The organism is Pseudomonas sp. H1_F01, assembly GCF_054681425.1.
The window spans coordinates 2,053,626-2,070,934 of the sequence record NZ_CP162823.1 but is presented as its reverse complement, the minus strand read 5'-3'; the positions used below and the strand labels follow the sequence as shown (position 1 = coordinate 2,070,934).

16 protein-coding genes, 4 tRNA genes and 1 pseudogene are annotated in these 17,309 nt (G+C 57.6%); 6 read left to right on the top strand and 15 right to left on the bottom strand.

The features are described 5' to 3' along the window. Positions 1-4: 4 nt before the first annotated feature. From AB4O09_RS09550 to AB4O09_RS09525, 6 genes are all read right to left on the bottom strand, one after another. Positions 5-1,321 carry a pilus assembly protein TadG-related protein gene (locus AB4O09_RS09550; protein ID WP_027911502.1) on the bottom strand — a complete coding sequence of 439 codons (1,317 nt, stop codon included), beginning with the start codon at positions 1,319-1,321 and terminating at the stop codon, positions 5-7. A gap of 70 nt (positions 1,322-1,391) precedes the next feature. Then, positions 1,392-2,207 (bottom strand): Flp pilus assembly protein CpaB, encoded by an 816-nt coding sequence (gene cpaB, locus AB4O09_RS09545; protein WP_003204334.1) that lies wholly within the window; start codon positions 2,205-2,207, stop codon positions 1,392-1,394. A gap of 15 nt (positions 2,208-2,222) precedes the next feature. Further along, positions 2,223-3,551, bottom strand: a complete 1,329-nt coding sequence (locus AB4O09_RS09540) for a P-loop NTPase family protein (protein WP_003204336.1) — start codon at positions 3,549-3,551, stop codon at positions 2,223-2,225. A 2-nt stretch (positions 3,552-3,553) separates the two neighbouring features. Continuing rightward, on the bottom strand, positions 3,554-4,084 hold the full coding sequence (locus AB4O09_RS09535) for an A24 family peptidase (RefSeq protein ID WP_003204338.1): 531 nt from the start codon (positions 4,082-4,084) through the stop codon (positions 3,554-3,556). Between the two features lie 26 nt (positions 4,085-4,110). Further along, positions 4,111-4,302 carry a Flp family type IVb pilin gene (locus AB4O09_RS09530; RefSeq protein WP_003204340.1) on the bottom strand — a complete coding sequence of 64 codons (192 nt, stop codon included), beginning with the start codon at positions 4,300-4,302 and terminating at the stop codon, positions 4,111-4,113. 145 nt (positions 4,303-4,447) lie between these two features. Continuing rightward, a complete protein-coding gene (locus tag AB4O09_RS09525; RefSeq protein WP_003204342.1) occupies positions 4,448-4,639 on the bottom strand; it encodes a Flp family type IVb pilin in 192 nt (63 codons plus the stop codon). A 312-nt stretch (positions 4,640-4,951) separates the two neighbouring features. On the opposite strand from AB4O09_RS09525, the gene AB4O09_RS09520 reads away from it, so the two are divergent. Then, on the top strand, positions 4,952-5,821 hold the full coding sequence (locus tag AB4O09_RS09520) for a response regulator transcription factor (protein ID WP_028237399.1): 870 nt from the start codon (positions 4,952-4,954) through the stop codon (positions 5,819-5,821). A gap of 47 nt (positions 5,822-5,868) precedes the next feature. On the opposite strand, the gene AB4O09_RS09515 is transcribed toward AB4O09_RS09520, so the two are convergent. Further along, positions 5,869-6,300, bottom strand: a complete 432-nt coding sequence (locus AB4O09_RS09515) for an Lrp/AsnC family transcriptional regulator (protein WP_003204346.1) — start codon at positions 6,298-6,300, stop codon at positions 5,869-5,871. Positions 6,301-6,488: 188 nt separating this feature from the next. Here AB4O09_RS09515 and AB4O09_RS09510 point away from each other — a divergent pair, with 188 nt between their 5' ends. The 4 genes from AB4O09_RS09510 to AB4O09_RS09495 all read left to right on the top strand — a co-directional run bounded on the left by AB4O09_RS09510 (position 6,489) and on the right by AB4O09_RS09495 (position 11,249). Continuing rightward, positions 6,489-7,202, top strand: coding sequence for a YczE/YyaS/YitT family protein (locus AB4O09_RS09510; protein WP_003204348.1), 714 nt, complete (start codon positions 6,489-6,491; stop codon positions 7,200-7,202). A 102-nt stretch (positions 7,203-7,304) separates the two neighbouring features. Further along, a complete protein-coding gene (gene amrS / locus AB4O09_RS09505; RefSeq protein WP_003204349.1) occupies positions 7,305-8,789 on the top strand; it encodes an AmmeMemoRadiSam system radical SAM enzyme in 1,485 nt (494 codons plus the stop codon). Continuing rightward, on the top strand, positions 8,786-9,931 hold the full coding sequence (locus tag AB4O09_RS09500; protein ID WP_003204351.1) for a PLP-dependent transferase: 1,146 nt from the start codon (positions 8,786-8,788) through the stop codon (positions 9,929-9,931). The genes amrS and AB4O09_RS09500 overlap by 4 nt, the downstream gene beginning before the upstream one ends. A 61-nt stretch (positions 9,932-9,992) precedes the next feature. Continuing rightward, positions 9,993-11,249 carry an aminotransferase-like domain-containing protein gene (locus AB4O09_RS09495; protein WP_003204353.1) on the top strand — a complete coding sequence of 419 codons (1,257 nt, stop codon included), beginning with the start codon at positions 9,993-9,995 and terminating at the stop codon, positions 11,247-11,249. Positions 11,250-11,316: 67 nt separating this feature from the next. Here AB4O09_RS09495 and AB4O09_RS09490 read toward each other — a convergent pair whose 3' ends face one another. The 5 genes from AB4O09_RS09490 to AB4O09_RS09470 form a co-directional block, all read right to left on the bottom strand. Continuing rightward, a complete protein-coding gene (locus tag AB4O09_RS09490) occupies positions 11,317-11,949 on the bottom strand; it encodes a LysE family translocator (protein WP_003204356.1) in 633 nt (210 codons plus the stop codon). A gap of 272 nt (positions 11,950-12,221) precedes the next feature. Next, positions 12,222-12,297, bottom strand: a tRNA-Gly gene (locus AB4O09_RS09485). A 3-nt stretch (positions 12,298-12,300) separates the two neighbouring features. Continuing rightward, positions 12,301-12,376: transfer RNA gene (locus AB4O09_RS09480), tRNA-Glu, on the bottom strand. Positions 12,377-12,480: 104 nt separating this feature from the next. After that, positions 12,481-12,556: transfer RNA gene (locus AB4O09_RS09475), tRNA-Gly, on the bottom strand. A 2-nt stretch (positions 12,557-12,558) separates the two neighbouring features. Then, positions 12,559-12,634, bottom strand: a tRNA-Glu gene (locus tag AB4O09_RS09470). A 371-nt stretch (positions 12,635-13,005) separates the two neighbouring features. Here AB4O09_RS09470 and AB4O09_RS09465 point away from each other — a divergent pair. Further along, positions 13,006-13,764, top strand: a complete 759-nt coding sequence (locus AB4O09_RS09465) for a hypothetical protein (protein ID WP_003204357.1) — start codon at positions 13,006-13,008, stop codon at positions 13,762-13,764. Between the two features lie 75 nt (positions 13,765-13,839). On the opposite strand, the gene AB4O09_RS09460 is transcribed toward AB4O09_RS09465, so the two are convergent. The 3 genes and pseudogenes from AB4O09_RS09460 to AB4O09_RS09450 all read right to left on the bottom strand — a co-directional run bounded on the left by AB4O09_RS09460 (position 13,840) and on the right by AB4O09_RS09450 (position 17,306). After that, positions 13,840-14,703, bottom strand: a complete 864-nt coding sequence (locus tag AB4O09_RS09460) for a methyl-accepting chemotaxis protein (RefSeq protein WP_371103551.1) — start codon at positions 14,701-14,703, stop codon at positions 13,840-13,842. Next, positions 14,701-14,925 (bottom strand): annotated as a pseudogene (locus AB4O09_RS09455) (HAMP domain-containing protein); the annotation flags it as partial. The pseudogene AB4O09_RS09455 and the gene AB4O09_RS09460, both read right to left, overlap by 3 nt. Positions 14,926-15,917: 992 nt before the next feature. Next, on the bottom strand, positions 15,918-17,306 hold the full coding sequence (locus AB4O09_RS09450; protein WP_003204362.1) for an aminotransferase-like domain-containing protein: 1,389 nt from the start codon (positions 17,304-17,306) through the stop codon (positions 15,918-15,920). Positions 17,307-17,309 lie beyond the last annotated feature (3 nt).

Genomic DNA, 17,309 nt, shown 5'->3' with positions numbered 1-17,309 from the left:
CCTCCTACGAGTCGGTGCTCGGCGTGCCGCTGCCGTTGAGATAGGTTTTGTAGAGCTGGATGATTTGCGGGCCAGCGTCGTTGGACGGCGTCGGGCCAGGGACGTTGTCACCCTCGCATTCATGGACGAACTGGCCGAATATCTGCGCCTGGGTGCCACCGCCGCTCATGGGCTGCACGACGAAATAGCAGCCGAACCCCAGAACAGGAATAGAAGTCGAGCCCCCTTGTTTGCCGGTGCAGTTGCCCACTACGATTTTCAGCATCCGGCGCTCGAACACCCCGTTGCTCTGGCAGCCACTGCCGCTTCCCGCCACACACGCGGCGACCTGGGTCCGCCAGTCGTTGTAGTCCTGTATCTCCTCGCCGCCCGCCGAAAGATCGCCACTACTTGAAACAACCGGCTTGCCCTTGTATTGCGCCTGTGAGAGCGCATCGTTGTAGGTCATCGCCGGTGAGCTCGAAGCGGTGATCAGATCCGGCGGATAGTCGGACGCACTGACCGGGCCGTTGTAGATGCCGAAGCGTGTATTCAGTCCCTGGGACGCCGGGCCGACGGTATTACCTGGGGACGTCTGGACGTTGTCTCCAACGGCACGGCAGACCGAGCCGCCACCCGCCAGATCCTCACGAACCGAACTGCCGCCGGAGCCGAAATCGAGCAATTGAAAGTTGCCCGGTCCGATCGGTGAGGTATTGCCCGCCGCCGTCTTCAAGACCACCAGGTCGCCAAAGTGGTAGCTCCAGAAGTTACCCGCGGCGGGGTCATATTGGCTGGCGTCGCCACAGACCATCAGGGGTGCCACATCGCAAGGTGAAGTGGGACTGGGCCCGGCGGTGGCGATCGCCGCCACGGCTTTGCCACCCAAGCCGCCGCTGCCCATCGACTGGACGAAACTCCAGAAAAAACCGTTGAGTTGATAGTTGGCAACCGACACCCGCACGTACTTGGCGTCCGTGGGGCCGGGGTAAGAGAAAGGGCCATAGACACTGCTGGACAATTCCACCGCCGCAAAAGCACCCGGATTGCCGGCGACGGCGGTGGCCAGTTCGGCGTTGCCCACGGCGCTGGCATTTCTGCTCAAGGTATCCAAGGCTGCGGCGCGCGTCGTGCTGGCCATGTTCATGCCGCCCGTCACCTGGCTCAACGTCTTGGCGCCGCCCAGAGCCGCGGCATCCACGGCATTTTGCAAACGGGTCTTGTTCAGCAGCATGTGCCCGCCATCCAGGGCCAAGGCCGCCATCATGGCAATCGCCGCCAACGCTATCACCATCAAAACACTCACCGCCCCTCCCTGGCGCCGGATATTGGCATTCATCATCGAGCCCTCATTACAACGTTTGAGGATCGGCATCGCCACGACCTTTAACGGCCTGGCATGGAGGCATCACTCAGCGGACATTGATCACGCTGCTTTCAACCCCGCGGATCAACGTGATCGCCCCGCCTTGCGGCTTGGCACTGCGCTGCATCACAGGTTTTGGCATTGGGGCCGCCGCCATCGCCATGACCGGCGCAGGGGCTGGCGGCGCAACGGCCACGGCTTTTTTCTCCAGGTTCAACGGATTGCGCAAGGCCAATTGCAGCTTGCCTTCGGTCTGCGCGGTGACCAGCAATTCCGCTTCGGTGGCCGACATTTCCAGCGTCACGGCCCGCACCACTACCGGTTGGGTCTTGTCCGTGCCGGCGGTCTGGTCTACCGCCAGCACCCGCAGGTTTTCCAGGAGGGTCCGGGACGTCGCGCTGTTGCTGCCGGCGTTGGTGGTCTTGGTCGCCAACACGTCGACCCGGTTGCCTGGCAGCAGGAACCCGCCGACACCGACCACATCATCCACACGCACCGATATGGCCCGCTTGTCCGGTGCGATCAGCGAAGCCAGGGTGCTGCCGCCCAAGTGCTCGCTCAGACGCGCACCCCGCACGATGTCGCCGCGCAGGATGTCGAAGGTGGCGATCTTGCCCACGGCCTGCTCGCTGGAATCGAAGGCGTCGTCCGGGATCGTGTCCATGGGCATGCGCACGGTCGTGACTTGCTGGGCCTCGACCATTTGCCCAAAGGGGATTTCCACCGTAGCGACCACCACGCTTCGCAAGTGATCGTCGGGGGTCGCGTTGAGTCGCGCGCTCAACCAGGAGTCAGCCATCCATGCGGCACCAAGGCCCATTACCAGGGAAATGCCTATCAGCGGAAGCGTACGAGAGCTCATGTCGGTATCTCCAGATCAAAGGAAGTCGAGCTGAACGAAGTAGTTGTGCCAGGCCCATTCCAGCTCTTGCGGCGACAGGGGGCCGGAACCGCCCAGGTAACGCTGACGGTCGAGCGCCATGTTCAACAGGTCACGGGGATGGCAAGGCACCAGCGGCATGCCTTCGGCTGCATACAACCGCTGCAGGACATAGCGCACCAACAGCGGGTCATAAGGAATGCCCAGGCGTTCGCACTCCTGGCGCCAGATTTGTTCGTATTCCTCGGGCTTGAGGTAGCCGAACTGCACCTTGTAGCCAATGCGCCGCAGGAAGGCCTCGTCGGCCAATTCGAGGGGATTGAGGTTGGTGGAAAACACCAGCACCAGGTCGAACGGTAATTCGCAATGCCGGCCGCCGCCCAGGTTGATGAAGTCGCGCTTCTCCTCCATGGGCACGATCCAGCGATTGAGCAATTCGGCCGGGGCCATGCGCTGGCGGCCCATGTCATCGATGATGAACAGGCCATTGCTGGCCTTGAGCTGCAACGCCGCCTGGTATTGCCGGGTGAATGGGTCGTAGCGCACGTCCAGCTGTTCCATGTTCAGCTCGCCGCCGGTGATGACGATCGGGCGTTTGCAGCACAGCAGCCGGCGGTCGATGCCTTCGTTGAGCATCAGGTTGTTCGATTGGCCGTTGTCATCCAGGCGCTGGTGCACCTGCGGATCGTAGATCTCGATCACCGACTCGTTGATGACAATGGCATGGGGCACCCAGATCGCCTCGGCGAACAGCCGGATCAATCGGCTGCTGACGTAGGTTTTGCCCGTGCCCGCCGGGCCGTAGATCATAATTGCCCGCCCGGAATTCAGGGCGACGCCCAACTGGTCGAGCATGCCTTGGCTCAACACCATGCCTGCCAGGGCGTGATTCATGTCCTTGGCGGTAATGCGGCCATGGTGAATGGTCTGGATCTTGATCAGCGAGCGATAGGTGCTCACCGGGAACGGGGCCGCGCCGATGTAGCCGCTACGGGCCAGGGCGTCACGCGCCGAACTGCGGCCGCGCTCGGTCAGGCCATAACGCAGCGTCTGTCCACCCGATTGCCCCAACTGGCCCAGCACTTCGACGCGACCGTCCTTGCGCAGGAACGCCAGGACTTCTTCCAGCACCGCGCCGGTTAGCGCCAGGCGCTCCACCAGCCGCGACATGTCCAACACACCGGCATCGTGCAGATGTTTGCACACCAGCTCGCCGAGAAAACTGTCGGTCAGCCCCGTGTCGCGAATCGAGCTCGGCTGCGGCGCCAACCGCTGTACTGCTTCCCGTTCGCTGGGGTAGGCATCGCTATCGTTAATGACGTGCATGACTAGACTCCCCAGCCACCGGCAACCAGCTGCCAGTAAACGCTGTTCAAAGTGCCGATCAGGATCGCAATCGAGTAAGGAAAAGGTTTGCCGGCCACTTCATCCGACCCAGGCGCCAGATACGCCTGCGCACGGACGCTCAACCAGTAGCGCTGCAGGGTCTGGAGCAGTTGGCCGCGAGCCAGGACGATCAGGAAACCGCACACACCGCCGGCGATCAGGCTGAACAGCGCCGCCCACAGTGCGTAATGAAAGGGCAGGAAGCTGCCGACCATGGTCATCAGCTTGACGTCACCGGCAGCCATGCCACCGACGGCGTACATGGGCAGGAACAGCGCGAAACAGATCAGCATGCCCAACAGGCTGTCGCCGAGCCCGCCAATCCCGTCTGTATAAATCTGGCTGGCCAATCCCAAGGCCAGGCCCAACAGCACCAGCGTGTTGGGGATGCGGTGGCGAAGCAGATCGCTCACCACCGCCACACCCAGTAGTCCTAGCAGCAATACCGTCGACATCAGCAATTCCATGGACATGATGCGTCTCCATCGTGCGGTTGGAGTTAGCAGGCAGAGCCTTTTACCGCGGCGCAGAGCGCAGTGATCCGATCATTCACCGCACCGCCCAGCAGAACAAACATCGCGGCAACCGCCACCGTAATCAGCCCACCGGCCACGGCATATTCCACAATGGTCAGGCCGTCTTCATCATCGATAAACTTAACTATCGAAGTTCTGAGTCTTTGAACTTTCATGTCATTTACCTCACTTCAACGGTCATAAAACCGGCTGATAAAGAACAATGCGAAGCCCATTGAGCAAATACTTCGAAGCTTTATCAGGCAATGCTGAAACCGGCGCCTCGATGGGCTTCATCCCATTCCCGAAAGGGAGCGGTTGTCAGCAGGCAGAGCCCTTGACCGCGGCGCAGAGTGCGGTAATCCGGGTGTTCACGGCGCTGCCCAGCAAGACGAACATCGCCGCCACAGCCACCGTGATCAACCCACCGGCCACGGCGTATTCCACAATGGTCAGGCCGTCTTCATCTTTGGCGAACTTCAGTACCGAAGCCTTGATAGTTTGAAGAGTCATTTCGCACACCTCATCGGGGTTGTTTTTCAAAGAGGCAGTACATTGCGAACTGCCTGATGCAACCCTAGTCAGCAGGTGGTCATAGCCGTTAGGAGGATTTTGCACATCGCTAGGATTTTTTTGCGGGAATGGAAAATGACTCGAATCGGGGAAATCCATCCCGTGCGGCAGCACAAGCGGGTGCTTGCAAGCGGCGCATGGCGGGGACGGCGCTAAAAGATCGGTTTTTTATAAAAAATTATTCGGCGAAGTGATAGCACTGTGACAATACTGCTAGCTAAAGGGCAGAAAGAACCTCTGGGTAGTCGTCCTATGGCGCCAAGTCTGACTGAAAAACCAAAGCTGTTATGGTTCGATCTGACTCACGATCGGTCCACCAAGGAACTCGTCTCCCAGTTCCAGGACACCTGCGACTGCACGCTGGCAAAGAACGCCATGCTGCCCGGCGGGGAACAGGTCGACATGATCTGCATCCACTTCGATCGCCCGGACACGCCGGGCCTGCGGCGCCTGTTGGAGATCAAGCGGACCGTTCCTGCCACCCCCATCACCATGTTCACCGTGCAGCACTCCGAAGAACTGGCGGTGTGGGCCATGCGCTCCAGCGTCTGGGAATACATGGTGGTGCCCTTGTCTACCGCCGAGAGAAAGCGCTACCTGACGGCCGTGGTGCAACTGTGCGAACTGCGTCGCAATACCAGTGGCCGGGGCAAGACCTCGCAGATCGACCACTCCCCGACCCTGCCGGACAGTATCCGCCTGACCTCCGGGCACCAGAAACACCAGGCCCTCAGCCACATCATGCTGTACATCGACCAGCATTTTCGCGAAAGCATCGATCAGCGCGATCTGGCCAAGCGCTGCGGCATGACCACATTTCGCTTCAGCCGGGTGTTCAAGGAGGCCAACGGGCTCGGCTTCACCGACTACGTGCTGAACAAACGCATGAGCTTTGCCAAGGAACTGCTCGATAACAGCCAGATGCCCATCACCAGCATCGGCTACGAGGCAGGTTTCAAGGACCCGTCCTACTTCGCCCGCGCCTTCAAGCAATACGCCAGTTGCACCCCCAGTGAGTACCGTCTTGCGTACCAGATGCGCAGCGCAAACCCTGCACCGCCACCTCCGGATGAGGCGGCTCTGGAAGCGATTGAAAACCTGGTGCACAGCCTTGAGGGGTGAGCCATGTTTGTTCAGCAAAGTACGTAGTCAGTGCGCAGCACCCAGGCTCATGGGGCGAGCTTTCTTCTCTCGATAGGAATGGACAGGACAATGCTGGTACGCGTCTCTCCGTACGCGTTGATTTTCGCAATGATGTCCTCGATCTCAGCCATGGATCTGGCGTAGATCCGGATCAGATAGGAGTCGTTTCCGGTGATGTGCAGGCACTCTACGACTTCGGGTATGTCGGTGAGCGTTGCTATTAATTTGGACTTCGCCGGCTTGAGAGTGGTGATGCCGACGACAGCTGATATGCCGTACCCCAGTTTGGTTGGATCTAACTGAGCGCAATAGCCCTTGATCACCCCTGAGTCTTCAAGTTTACGCAACCTGTCATTGGTGGCAGGAATAGAAAGACCTGCGTGCTTGGAAAGCTCTGTGATGGAAATGCGACCACAGTCCTGTACCTTACCCAGGATTTTGACGTCTATACGATCCATGTGCGTTTTCCCCGGTTAAAAGTATAAATTTTAATGAAAAGCCCGCGTTTTTCATTAAAAAAAACATGCACCAAAATAAAGCAGAGCGCTAGTCTATTTCCAGCCTGAAAGCCTGAGGGCAATCAATAGCCCTGCTCTTTAGCGTGACGCACTCATAATAAAATATTCTCTCCAGGGATGGTGTTCGCATGGAAGATGAAAAGATAAAGTGTGAAAAAAAGTCATACTCTTTCACCCAGCACATTGGCACGCAAGTGCTAAATCTGCGACGATTCAAGAAGGACCAGATCCTGATGTACTTGATGGGTGTCGGTCTCTTTTCGCTGGGTGCCAAGTGTTTCATCATCAGTCAACTGGGCACCGACCCACTAGACGTCTTGATCATCTCGATCGATAAAATATTTATGCTGGGCATGGGCATCTGTTCAGCTATCGTGTCCCTCTTCTTCCTGACATGGTGGATGCTCTGGAACAAAAAATACCCGCCGATAAGCCCCTTTATTACAACAACACTGACCGGTCTGTTGATTGATCTCTGGTCATGGCTGGGGCTCGGAGAGTATTTGATCGCGAGAATGAATGAGTACACGTTATTGGCGACGGGGCTGATGTTATGTGCCTATTCCTCCGCGTTGATCATCATGAGCGGTATTGGAATCAGAATCATGGACCTCGTGGTACTGACCATGGTTTCCAAGTGGGGCTGGTCATTCACCAAAGCCAAAATGATCATTGAAATCGGCATCTTTTCGAGCGGCTGGCTTTTAGGCGGCCCATTCGGCGTGGGAACGATTGCATTCCTGTTAGTGATCGGCCCGCTTATCCAACCCTTCATGAACATGAATGCCAAGCGCTTTTCACTCAAGAACCATGGATTGATTCGCGCTTCATCCGCCTACTAATACCCATAAAGATGATTGCCATTCATGGCGACGGGATTGTTTCGCCTCGACTTTTTCAACCGATGATATTGACAGCAACTTCCGTGATGAGGAGTGAGAAAGATGGACACTACAAAAAATAAGAACTGGACCTTGGAAAGCAGCCCGGCAAAACTGGAAGAAATACTCCCAGGGGGCGTCGTCAAGTGTCATCTTTCCCCGCGAAACTGTGTCATACAGGAGGGCAAGGTAGGTTTTTGCAAAGTGCGCGGAAACCGTGGCGGCCGACTCGTTACATTGAACTACGGCAAAGGCGTTCACAGCACGGAAGAAACGATTGAGACCGAAGCCGTTTTCCACTTTGCGCCTGGAGAGCGGATCCTGTCCCTGGGCAATATCGGCTGCATGCTCAACTGCGGTTATTGCCACAACTGGAAGACCTCGCAAGCCAAGTACGTCACCGACAAAGACGTTTACTACTACACCCCTGAACAAGTTGTGGAAACCGCACTCAAGCACGGAATACGCGTCATTTCCTGGACGTATAACGATCCCGTTGTCTGGCATGAATTCATCCTCGACACGGCAAAGCTGGCCAAGGAAGCGGGCCTGATCAACCTGTATAAATCGGCGTTCTTTATCAGTGAAGAAGCCATCGATGAATTACTGCCGGTCATCGATATTTTCTCGATTTCGCTGAAATCCATTTCCCCGGAATACTACCGCAAGGTCACGACCGGCTGGGTAGAACCGGTCCTCGCGGGCATCAAGAAGGTCTATGACGCCGGCAAATATGTCGAGGTCAGCACCTTGATGGTGACCGACATCAGCGACGACGAGGAAACGGCCCGGAAAATCAGCCAGTGGGTATTGGATGAGCTGGGCCCGAATGTGCCGCTGCACTTCGTCAGGTTCCACCCTGATTACAAAATGAGCAACAGCATCCGCACCCCTGTGGACCGGCTGCTGAAGGCTCGGGACGTAGCTCGCAGCATGGGCGTTGAGCATGTCTACCTGGGCAACGTGAATGATGTCGAGGGAACCAACACCAGTTGCAACAACTGTAACGCCCTGCTCGTCACCCGCTACGGCTTGAACGCTGAAATCATCGGGCTGGACAGCAAGGGTTGCTGCTCTCGATGCGGGCACGATGCGCATTTCAAATTACTGGGCGAACACCAGGCGAACGCTCCAGTCGAGCTGCGAGAGGACGCGCTGAGCGCTTACGAGAAACGCAAGTTCGAGTGGCATGGGGATATCGTGTCGCTGCACGCCCAAGTGCTCAATACCGAAGATTTCGAACAGACCGTCTACCTGCGGCGCAACTATACGGACGGGCACAACAGCGATTGGAAATCACTGACGCTGCGGCCGCATGAAAGCTATCGATTCATTATTGCCAAGGCACGCATCGATGAAACCGGTCCTGAGGTCTGGCTCCCCAACGGAGTGAACTCGAACCTTCATGAAGTATTCGACAGGGCTCACTTCCCCACGGAGTCGATTGAAGAGATTGGTATTTCGCAAAACGACATTACCCCGACCATTGGTTACGAGGGCAAGCAGAACATGTATGAACAGGTCATCAAACTGGTCAGCCAAGCATGAAAGTGTCCACTGAAATACTTCATATCAAGGTCGATGACCGGGACGCGCGTCCTTCGGTCACTCCTATTTATCAGTGCAGCGCCTTCAGCGCCGATTCGGCCTTCTTCTACTCAAGGAAGGCCAATCCCAATGTGACCGAATTGGAACAGGTTGTCGCGTCCCTGGAGGGCAGCGAATATGCCCTGGCCTACAGCACCGGGATGAGCGCCATCTACATGGTGTTGGAACTGTTGAAACCGGGTGCTTCGCTGGTCATCAACAAATACATCTATGGCTGCTCTTATAAATTGTTCCAGCGCTATGCGGCACGTATCGGCGCACACCTGACGATTCTGGATCTCACCACACAAGATGGGTTGAATGCCTTGCCGGCGAACGTCGACATGGTCATTTTCGAAACACCGACCAACCCGTTCCTGAAAGACATCGATATTCATGCGGTCAGCCGGGCCGTCAAGCAAAACAACCCGCAAGCACTGGTGGTGGTTGACAACACCTGGGCCACGCCGATATTTCAGAAGCCGTTGAATTTTGGCGCCGACATTTCACTGTACAGCGCAACCAAATACTTCTCCGGGCATAGCGATGTCATGGGTGGCCTGGTTCTGGTCAACAGCGAAATGATTTACAACCGCCTGCTTGAGGGTCGCTTTTATTCAGGCACGATATTAACGCCCAATAGCGCATGGCTGCTTCGCAGAAGCATGCAGACGTTCAACCTGCGCATGGAAAAGCACAGCCAGACGACAGCAAGCATGCTCAACTATCTGCGCGAGCTGCCTTTTATTGAGCATGTCTATTATCCACGCGTCGATGGCAAACAACTGACCGGTTACGGCGGCATTGTGTTTGTTGATATTCGGCCCGACCTGGTTCCCTTCTACAAAACGTTCACCAGCACGCTCAAATGGTTTGGCACGGGCACTGGAATGGCCTGCGTGACATCAATGGTTGCCCAGCCCTTCAGTGGCAGCCATGCCTCGATGACAGATCAGGAAAAAGCGGACATGGGCATCGAAAAAGGCCTGGTTCGATTGTGCTTTGGCCTGGAGGACCTGGATGACCTCAAGGACGACCTGCTGCAGGCATTCGAAGCCATGGAGAGGCAGGTCGATCAAGAACGCTCACTCGATCCTGCGTAGCGGGTGTTGATCATGAGCAACGGGCCTTCAATGGCTCGTTGCTTTTTATGGAGAAGCGAAAGTGTCCAGCGCATTCGAAAGCACGATATTCGACGACCCCATCCTGAACGTCATCCACCTACTGAACTCCATTGCCCAAGAGAACCCGGAGGCCATTTCACTGGCCTCCGGTCGACCCGATGATGAGCAGTGCGACCCTTCGCTCATCGACAGGGGCCTGGCCCAATACAAAGATCACGTTGCCGGCACCGAACAGTCACTTGCGACGCTGCTCTGCCAGTATGGAAAAACCTCTGGAATCATCAATGAAATAATCGCCAGCCATTTGCAGGTGGATGAAGCGATCAACGTTTCCGACCCTGAAAGCATTGTGGTGTGCATGGGCTTTCAAGAAGCCTGCACCTTGACGCTCCTGTCCATTTTTGAAGGCAGTGGGGTTTTATTGGTACCTGACCCGGTGTTTTCCGGCATCACGGGTATCGCAAAACTGCTGGGTATAAAAATAGTCCCCGTCCCCATGACGACCTTTCTTGATCCGATCGCCCTGCGCAGGCTCATTGAAGCGCTGGAATCCAGAGGTGAAAGAATCAAGGCGCTTTATGCGATTCCTGATTTCAGCAATCCTACCGCCGACAGCCTTTCCCATGACAACAGAAGAGCCATGCTCTCCCTGGCCGATGAAAAGAACTTTTTCATCCTCGAAGACACTGCCTACCGCTACTTCAGGTACGAAGGCGATGCCATTGCGTCCATGAAGTCCATCGATAGCCGCCGAGTGTTCTTGCTGGGCTCGTTTGCCAAATCGATTTTCCCGGGCTTGCGCATGGGCTATGTGGTCGCCCCAGAGGGCACTGGGGTCATGTCCTTCAGCAGCCGATTGTGCAAAGCCAAAAGCCTGATCACGGTGAACACCCCTGCCTTGTGCCAAGCGGTTGTCGCAGGCCTGCTGATCGAGCACAACTACTCGTTGAAAGGACTGAACCAACCCAGGGTGCTGTCTTATACAAAGAAAAGAAATCACATGCTTGAATGCCTTGAGCGCGAATTTCCATTCAGGATCGGCGCTCAAAGAGCGGTCAGCTGGAATCATCCGGCAGGCGGCTTCTTCATCAATGTGCAGCTGCCTTTCGTCTTTGGATATTCTGAAATGCGCGAGTGCGCCAGGCTGTTCAAGGTGATTGTATTTCCCACCACCTTGTTTTCGCTGATGAATGAGGCCACCACCCAGGTCAGGCTGTCGTTCAGCAATGCAACCGCCTCGCAAATCACCCAGGCGATAGGCCGTTTCAGGGCGTACGTCGAGTTCAGACTGCAATAAAACGTCCCCATGCAACGCAGGGGAGATACCAGGCTTATGCCTCGCTCAGCGAGGCATAAGCTCCAGGTCAGGTTCCCGTGGCGAGCATGACGCCAGTGGCGACCTGGTAGGCTCCCAGGATGGTGATGGTTGCCCCTGAAAAGTAGTTGATCAGCCTGAGCTTTGATTCGGCAATCCGCGCCTTGAAAATGGAGGAGAACCCACTCAACCCCAGCCACCAGGCAGCCGAGCCCAGGAAGATACCGGTCACCATCGGCAGCAAGGCGTGCTGGCCGCCTTGGTCACTGGCCATGCCGTCACTCAATGCGGCAAATATCGCGATAAACGACAAGATGGTCATGGGGTTGGACAGCGTCAGGAACAGCGTGGTCGAGTAGGCTTTGAACATATTGGCCCGCTCGCCCGCCATGGCCGTCGAGCCGCCCTTCGATCGTATTGTCTGATAGCCAATGTAGGCGAGGAACAGCCCTCCAAAGATACACAACCAGGGTTTGAAGCTGATGAGCGTCGCAATGATGGCCGTGACACCCAGGGCACCGATGAATCCATAGATCGAATCGGCTGTGGCCGCGCCCAATCCCGTCGCGAAACCGGCTCTCCACCCAAGCATCAGACTTCGCTGTATGCACAACAGCCCAATGGGTCCTACAGGGGCTGCAATGCACAGCCCAATGACCATCGATTTAACGAAAATCAGCATAAATGCATCTCCAGAATGGGTACTGGAAGGTTAGGAGAAGTGCATTTCTTTAGGAATGAACTATTAATCTTCCTAAGCGTTTTCCCTTAAATTTTGCAGGAAGTATTCTCACCTCCCCTTCAATATTAAGGAAAATCGTCGCCAGCCCCCGCAGACAACGCAAATCGATGGTTAAAGGCCCTTGAGCGCCGGATACATAACCTTGGGCATTGAAATGGCTTTTTTACGCGCATAAAAAAACGCCGCTCAAGTGAGCGGCGTTTTTTTGAATTTGGAGCGGGAAACGAGACTCGAACTCGCGACCCCGACCTTGGCAAGGTCGTGCTCTACCAACTGAGCTATTCCCGCAAATGGCGTCCCCTAGGGGACTCGAACCCCTGTTACCGCCGTGAAAGGGCGGTGTCCTAGGCCACTAGACGAAGGGGACACGCTGCCCGGAACACATGGTGTGTGTTCCAGTGCCCAGACCCGCCTCCGAAGACTTGGTTCTGGTTTCACTCAGCCCTGCCCGAAAGCAACGCTGTTTAAAATTGGAGCGGGAAACGAGACTCGAACTCGCGACCCCGACCTTGGCAAGGTCGTGCTCTACCAACTGAGCTATTCCCGCATTGGCGTCCCCTAGGGGACTCGAACCCCTGTTACCGCCGTGAAAGGGCGGTGTCCTAGGCCACTAGACGAAGGGGACACACGTACAACATTCACTACTTATAGCGTTTGGCTGAGTGCTTTACGCTGTAAGTGGCGCGCATTCTATGGATGGATTGAAGGGTCGTCAACCCCCAGATATAAATTTATTTAAATCAATGACTTCGCCCGGTTTGGAGGCGATCCGGACATTTTGCCCGCCCGGTCTCTGACGCCTATATTCTGTCACCCGCCGAGACGCTATAGTCGCGCCCGGCAAATGATGGCAATGTGCACCCACCCGGTTATGCTTCCCATAAACAGCACGACGCCCGTCTAATCGCGTCGCTCGGGCCTATGCGCTTAAAAGCCAAGCCACTACACTCATGACATGCGTACCACAATAAAGAGGTCTTACCGGTGACACCACTCATGATCACCCTGCTCGTCGTAGCCGGGATCGCCCTGTTGATCGCCATTGGCTACATGAACCACGTGGTGGAAAACAACAAGCTGGAAAAGGCCCGCACCAAGGTAGAACTCAACGACCGCATGCGTCGCTGTGGCGAGCTCACCGAAACCTTCCCCGGGCAATTGATGACCCCGGCCCTGAAGTTGTTGATGACGCGCCTTGAGATGAACGTCTGTCAGCGCTTGCTGAACCTGGACAAGACCAATTCCGCGGTCAAGGCACGCCTGGACGAGTTGAGCGCACTGGCCGCCCAGGGTGAATCGATCCCGGTGAACAATCCACCGGCACCGATCCAGACCGAAGCCAAGGCCAAGGACGTACGGTTTCTGCTCGAGGCCTTGCACGGCCAGATCACCCGCGCCGCCCAGGACGGTTTCCTGCCGCCTAACGAAGCCAAGCGCTGGATTCGCGAAGTACGGCACATTCTGGTGCTGCTGCACATCGAGTTCTTCAACAACCTCGGCCAGCAAGCCCTGCAGCAAGAACAACCCGGGCAGGCCCGCCTGGCCTTCGAGCGCGGCGTGCAGTACCTGCGCAAGCAACAGGAACCCCAGGTCTACGCCGAACAACTGGCCTACCTGGAGAAACTCCTGGCCCGCGCCAATGCCCAGGTCCTGGCCAGCACCCAGCCGGTCGAAGGCGAGGTCAACCAGTTGACCGAAGGGCTGAAGGACGCCGAAGTCAACGACGAGTGGAAGAAGAAGAAGGTTTACGACTGAGGATTCATTGTCGGATACGAATCATTTGTGGCGAGGGGATTTATCCCCTCGCCACAAGGGGTTGCGTCGTCTTTGTCACAACTTGAAATGCCCCACCATCCCTTTCAGCTCAACCCCCAACTGCGCCAGCTCGATGCTGGAAGCGGCATTGCCGCGCATCGCCAGGGAGGATTGATCGGCACTGGCGCGAATGCTGGTGACACTGCGATTGATCTCCTCGGCCACCGAACTCTGCTGCTCGGCCGCCGCCGCGATCTGTTGGTTCATCTGCTGGATCAGTGATACCGCCGCCGCAATACTGCCCAAGGCGCTTTCGGTCTGCAGTGCATCGCTGACCGCCATCTTCACCAACTCGCCGCTGCTCTGGATCTGCTGCACGGAAGCCTGGGCCGCTGAACGCAAGGCGCTCACCAGTCGCTCGATCTCCTCGGTGGACTGTTGCGTGCGCCTGGCCAACGCCCGCACCTCATCGGCCACGACCGCAAAGCCCCGGCCCTGCTCCCCGGCCCGGGCCGCCTCGATAGCGGCATTGAGCGCCAACAGGTTGGTTTGCTCGGCCACGCTCTTGATCACACTCAGCACCGTGCCGATGTTCTGGATCTCGGCGCTGAGGCTTTCGATGCTGGAGCTGGCCGACGTGGCCGAATCGGCCAACTGCTCGATGCGCACCATGCTCTGACGCACCACTTGCTGGCCGCTTTCGACCTTGTCGTCGGCAGTCTGGGCCGCTTGTGCGGCTTCTTCCGCGTTGCGTGCCACATCATGCACAGTCGCCGTCATCTGGTTCATCGCCGTGGCGACCTGCTCGGTTTCCTCTTTCTGGCTGCTGACTTCCAGGTTGGTCTGTTCAGTCACGGCCGACAGCGACTGGGCCGAATTGGCCAACTGCTCGATACCGGCCTGTAGACCGCTGACGATACTGCTCAGCCCCGCGCCCATCTGTTGCATCGCCTGCATCAACTGACCAATTTCGTCCCGGCGCGTCACTTCGACCGTGGCGCTCAAGTCACCCGCCGCAATCTGCTGGGCCACGCGAATGACACTGCGCAGCGGCGTCACGATCAGCCGGGTTATGACCCACGCAGCGATCAATCCCACCAGCAACGCCAGGGCCGACGAACCGATGATCAGCAGTGAATTCTTCTTCAGTTCGGTCTGCATGGCATGGTCTTCGGCACTGAAGGCCTGGTCAACCCGCGCCACCACTTGATCGGCCCGCTCGTGCAGTTGCTGGTAGACGACTTTTTCCTTCGCCAGCAGGCCGGTGTATTCGGCCAATTGTTCATTGAACCCGGCGATATGCCCGGCCACTTCATTCAGCACGGTCTGGTAACCGGGGTCCTTGACGGTGGTCTTGAGCACTTCGGCCTGTTTCATCGCCTGCTCGGCCTGTTCGATGCTGCCTTCTGCGGCGCCCTCGACATTGCCTTTGCGGCTCTGGTCCAGGCGGACCCGCGCTTCGTTCATGGCCTGCAACATCAAGCGTGATACTTCGCTGACCTGGTTGGCCTGCTCGATGAACTCGGCCCCCTCCTTGCCCTCGGAATCTTTCAAGGTATAGGCGCCGTCATCCGCCAGCCCGGCCTGCAACACATCCAGGTTATTGGCGACGCTGGACACCGACCAACTGGCCATTTCCAGCGCCAGGTCCTTGCTCTGGCTCAACCCGACAAATTCGTCGAACGCCTTGCGATACGCGGCCAGCGCCTGCTCCACGTCGTTCATCACCGGCACGTTGGCAGCCGACTGCACCTTGAGTTCGTTCGCCTGGGCCAGCAGTCCATCGACGCCCTGGCGCAGGGCATCGGCCGTCTTGGGATCGGAGCGCGAGGCGTATTCCTGCTCCAGCAGCCGAACCTTGAGCAACCCGCTGTTGAGGGAGGACATCTGTTTCAAGCCATCGAAGCGATAACTGATGGTCTGCAGGGACCAGACACCGATGGCCGCGACCACCGCGGTCAGCAACAGCACCAGGACAAATCCGATACCCAGTTTCTTTGCCATACCCAGGTTGGCAAAACGTCCTTGCACGGCCGAAATCATTGCGCTCAGTCCTCTGCCAGTGTGTGTTGATTGCAGATTCGCAACGAGACGCCCTGCAGCACAAGATGCTGGCGTCGGAATAATGGCAAAAAGCTACAGCCGCGTCGTTTTCAGGACACTAGAGGTCGATCCAGAGCCGCGGCCCGGAAGAACGCCTGCGCCCTGGGGTCACGGGCATACGCCACGTTGATCCGTAGCCAGTCGCTGTCGGCGCCCGAAGGGCTGAATGCGCTACGCGAAGACAGCAGCACGCCGAAACGCCTGGCCAGACCTTGTACTCCAGCGTAGTCACACAATGGCGGTCTTGCCCAGATGAAAAGCCCGCCGGCCGGTTTGCCGAAGACCTCCCAATCGGCGTCTTCCAGAACCTGCAACAGCGCCGCCATATCGGCGCCCAGGCGCTGCCGCTGGCGCTGGACCAACTTGCGATAGGCACCATTGGCCAGAAGGCAGGCAAGGACCGACTCACAGAACCGCGATCCACCCATGCTGGTAATACCCTTGACCTCGCTCAGGCGCGCGATGATGGAGGGCCCGGCCACCACGAAACCGACGCGCAACGAACTGCTCAGGGTTTTCGAGAAGCTGCCCACGTAGACCACCTCGGGGTCCAGTGCCGCCAGCCGGGTCCGTGCCGAGCTCTGGAAATCGCCATAGGCATCGTCTTCGATCACCAGTACGCCGTGTTCCTTCGTCAATTGCAGCAGCCGTTGAGCAACAGCCGGAGCCAGGCTGCTGCCAGTCGGGTTATGGCAGGCGCTGTTGACGAACAGCGCAGTGGGCCGGTGCATCGTCAACAGGTCTTGCAGCGCATCGACGTCCGGGCCGCGCGGGGTCCTGGGCAATTCGATCATGTCGATGTCGTGCAACCTGAGCAGGTCGAACAGGCTTGAATAGCCGGGGTTCTCCACGACCACGCAGGAACCCGGCGGCAACAGCGTCCGTACGATCAGGTCCAGCCCGTGGGTCGCTCCGGTGGTGGTCAGGATCAGGTCTTTATCGGCCTCGATATTGAATTGTTTCAAGCGCCTGGAAAGTTGCTCACGCAGGGCGGGCAGCCCCAACGATGTGCTGTAGTTGAACAATCCCGCCATGTCGGTGCGAGTGACCTGACGGATCGCATAGCCCAGGTCATCGCTTTCGCGCCAGCTCTCGGGCAGCCCGCCACACCCCAGCTTCAATTCCCATTGCGAGCTGTCGCCCCCGTCGGCGAACGTGTCCTGCTGTCGATTCTGATCGTTGGGCTCGGGCCCGGGCGACGGGGGTGGTGCGACAAAAAAGCTGGAACCATGGCGGGACGCCAACAGGCCCTGGGCGACCAGGCGTTCACACGCTTCATTGACGCTGGACTGGCTGAGCAGGTTCTCCCGCGCCAGTTGACGGACGGATGGCAGCCGAGTTCCCGGTTGCACCGCATCCTGTCGGATCCAGCCGGTCAGCGCGTCGACGATTTGCTGCACGACAGGCACCAGGGCCTGTCGGTCGATTCTCAACTCCATGAG

Bases quoted from the DNA above. Each gene is read 5' to 3' on its own strand.
- AB4O09_RS09465 (WP_003204357.1), top strand. From the start codon at position 13,006: ATGATCACCCTGCTCGTCGTAGCCGGGATCGCCCTGTTGATCGCCATT.
- AB4O09_RS09460 (WP_371103551.1), bottom strand. From the start codon at position 14,703: ATGGGCGCGGGGCTGAGCAGTATCGTCAGCGGTCTACAGGCCGGTATC.
- amrS (WP_003204349.1), top strand. From the start codon at position 7,305: ATGGACACTACAAAAAATAAGAACTGGACCTTGGAAAGCAGCCCGGCA.
- AB4O09_RS09525 (WP_003204342.1), bottom strand. From the start codon at position 4,639: ATGACTCTTCAAACTATCAAGGCTTCGGTACTGAAGTTCGCCAAAGAT.
- AB4O09_RS09535 (WP_003204338.1), bottom strand. From the start codon at position 4,084: ATGTCCATGGAATTGCTGATGTCGACGGTATTGCTGCTAGGACTACTG.
- AB4O09_RS09515 (WP_003204346.1), bottom strand. From the start codon at position 6,300: ATGGATCGTATAGACGTCAAAATCCTGGGTAAGGTACAGGACTGTGGT.
- AB4O09_RS09490 (WP_003204356.1), bottom strand. From the start codon at position 11,949: ATGCTGATTTTCGTTAAATCGATGGTCATTGGGCTGTGCATTGCAGCC.
- AB4O09_RS09520 (WP_028237399.1), top strand. From the start codon at position 4,952: ATGGCGCCAAGTCTGACTGAAAAACCAAAGCTGTTATGGTTCGATCTG.
- AB4O09_RS09510 (WP_003204348.1), top strand. From the start codon at position 6,489: ATGGAAGATGAAAAGATAAAGTGTGAAAAAAAGTCATACTCTTTCACC.
- AB4O09_RS09450 (WP_003204362.1), bottom strand. From the start codon at position 17,306: ATGGAGTTGAGAATCGACCGACAGGCCCTGGTGCCTGTCGTGCAGCAA.
- AB4O09_RS09530 (WP_003204340.1), bottom strand. From the start codon at position 4,302: ATGAAAGTTCAAAGACTCAGAACTTCGATAGTTAAGTTTATCGATGAT.
- AB4O09_RS09540 (WP_003204336.1), bottom strand. From the start codon at position 3,551: ATGCACGTCATTAACGATAGCGATGCCTACCCCAGCGAACGGGAAGCA.
- AB4O09_RS09500 (WP_003204351.1), top strand. From the start codon at position 8,786: ATGAAAGTGTCCACTGAAATACTTCATATCAAGGTCGATGACCGGGAC.
- AB4O09_RS09550 (WP_027911502.1), bottom strand. From the start codon at position 1,321: ATGATGAATGCCAATATCCGGCGCCAGGGAGGGGCGGTGAGTGTTTTG.
- cpaB (WP_003204334.1), bottom strand. From the start codon at position 2,207: ATGAGCTCTCGTACGCTTCCGCTGATAGGCATTTCCCTGGTAATGGGC.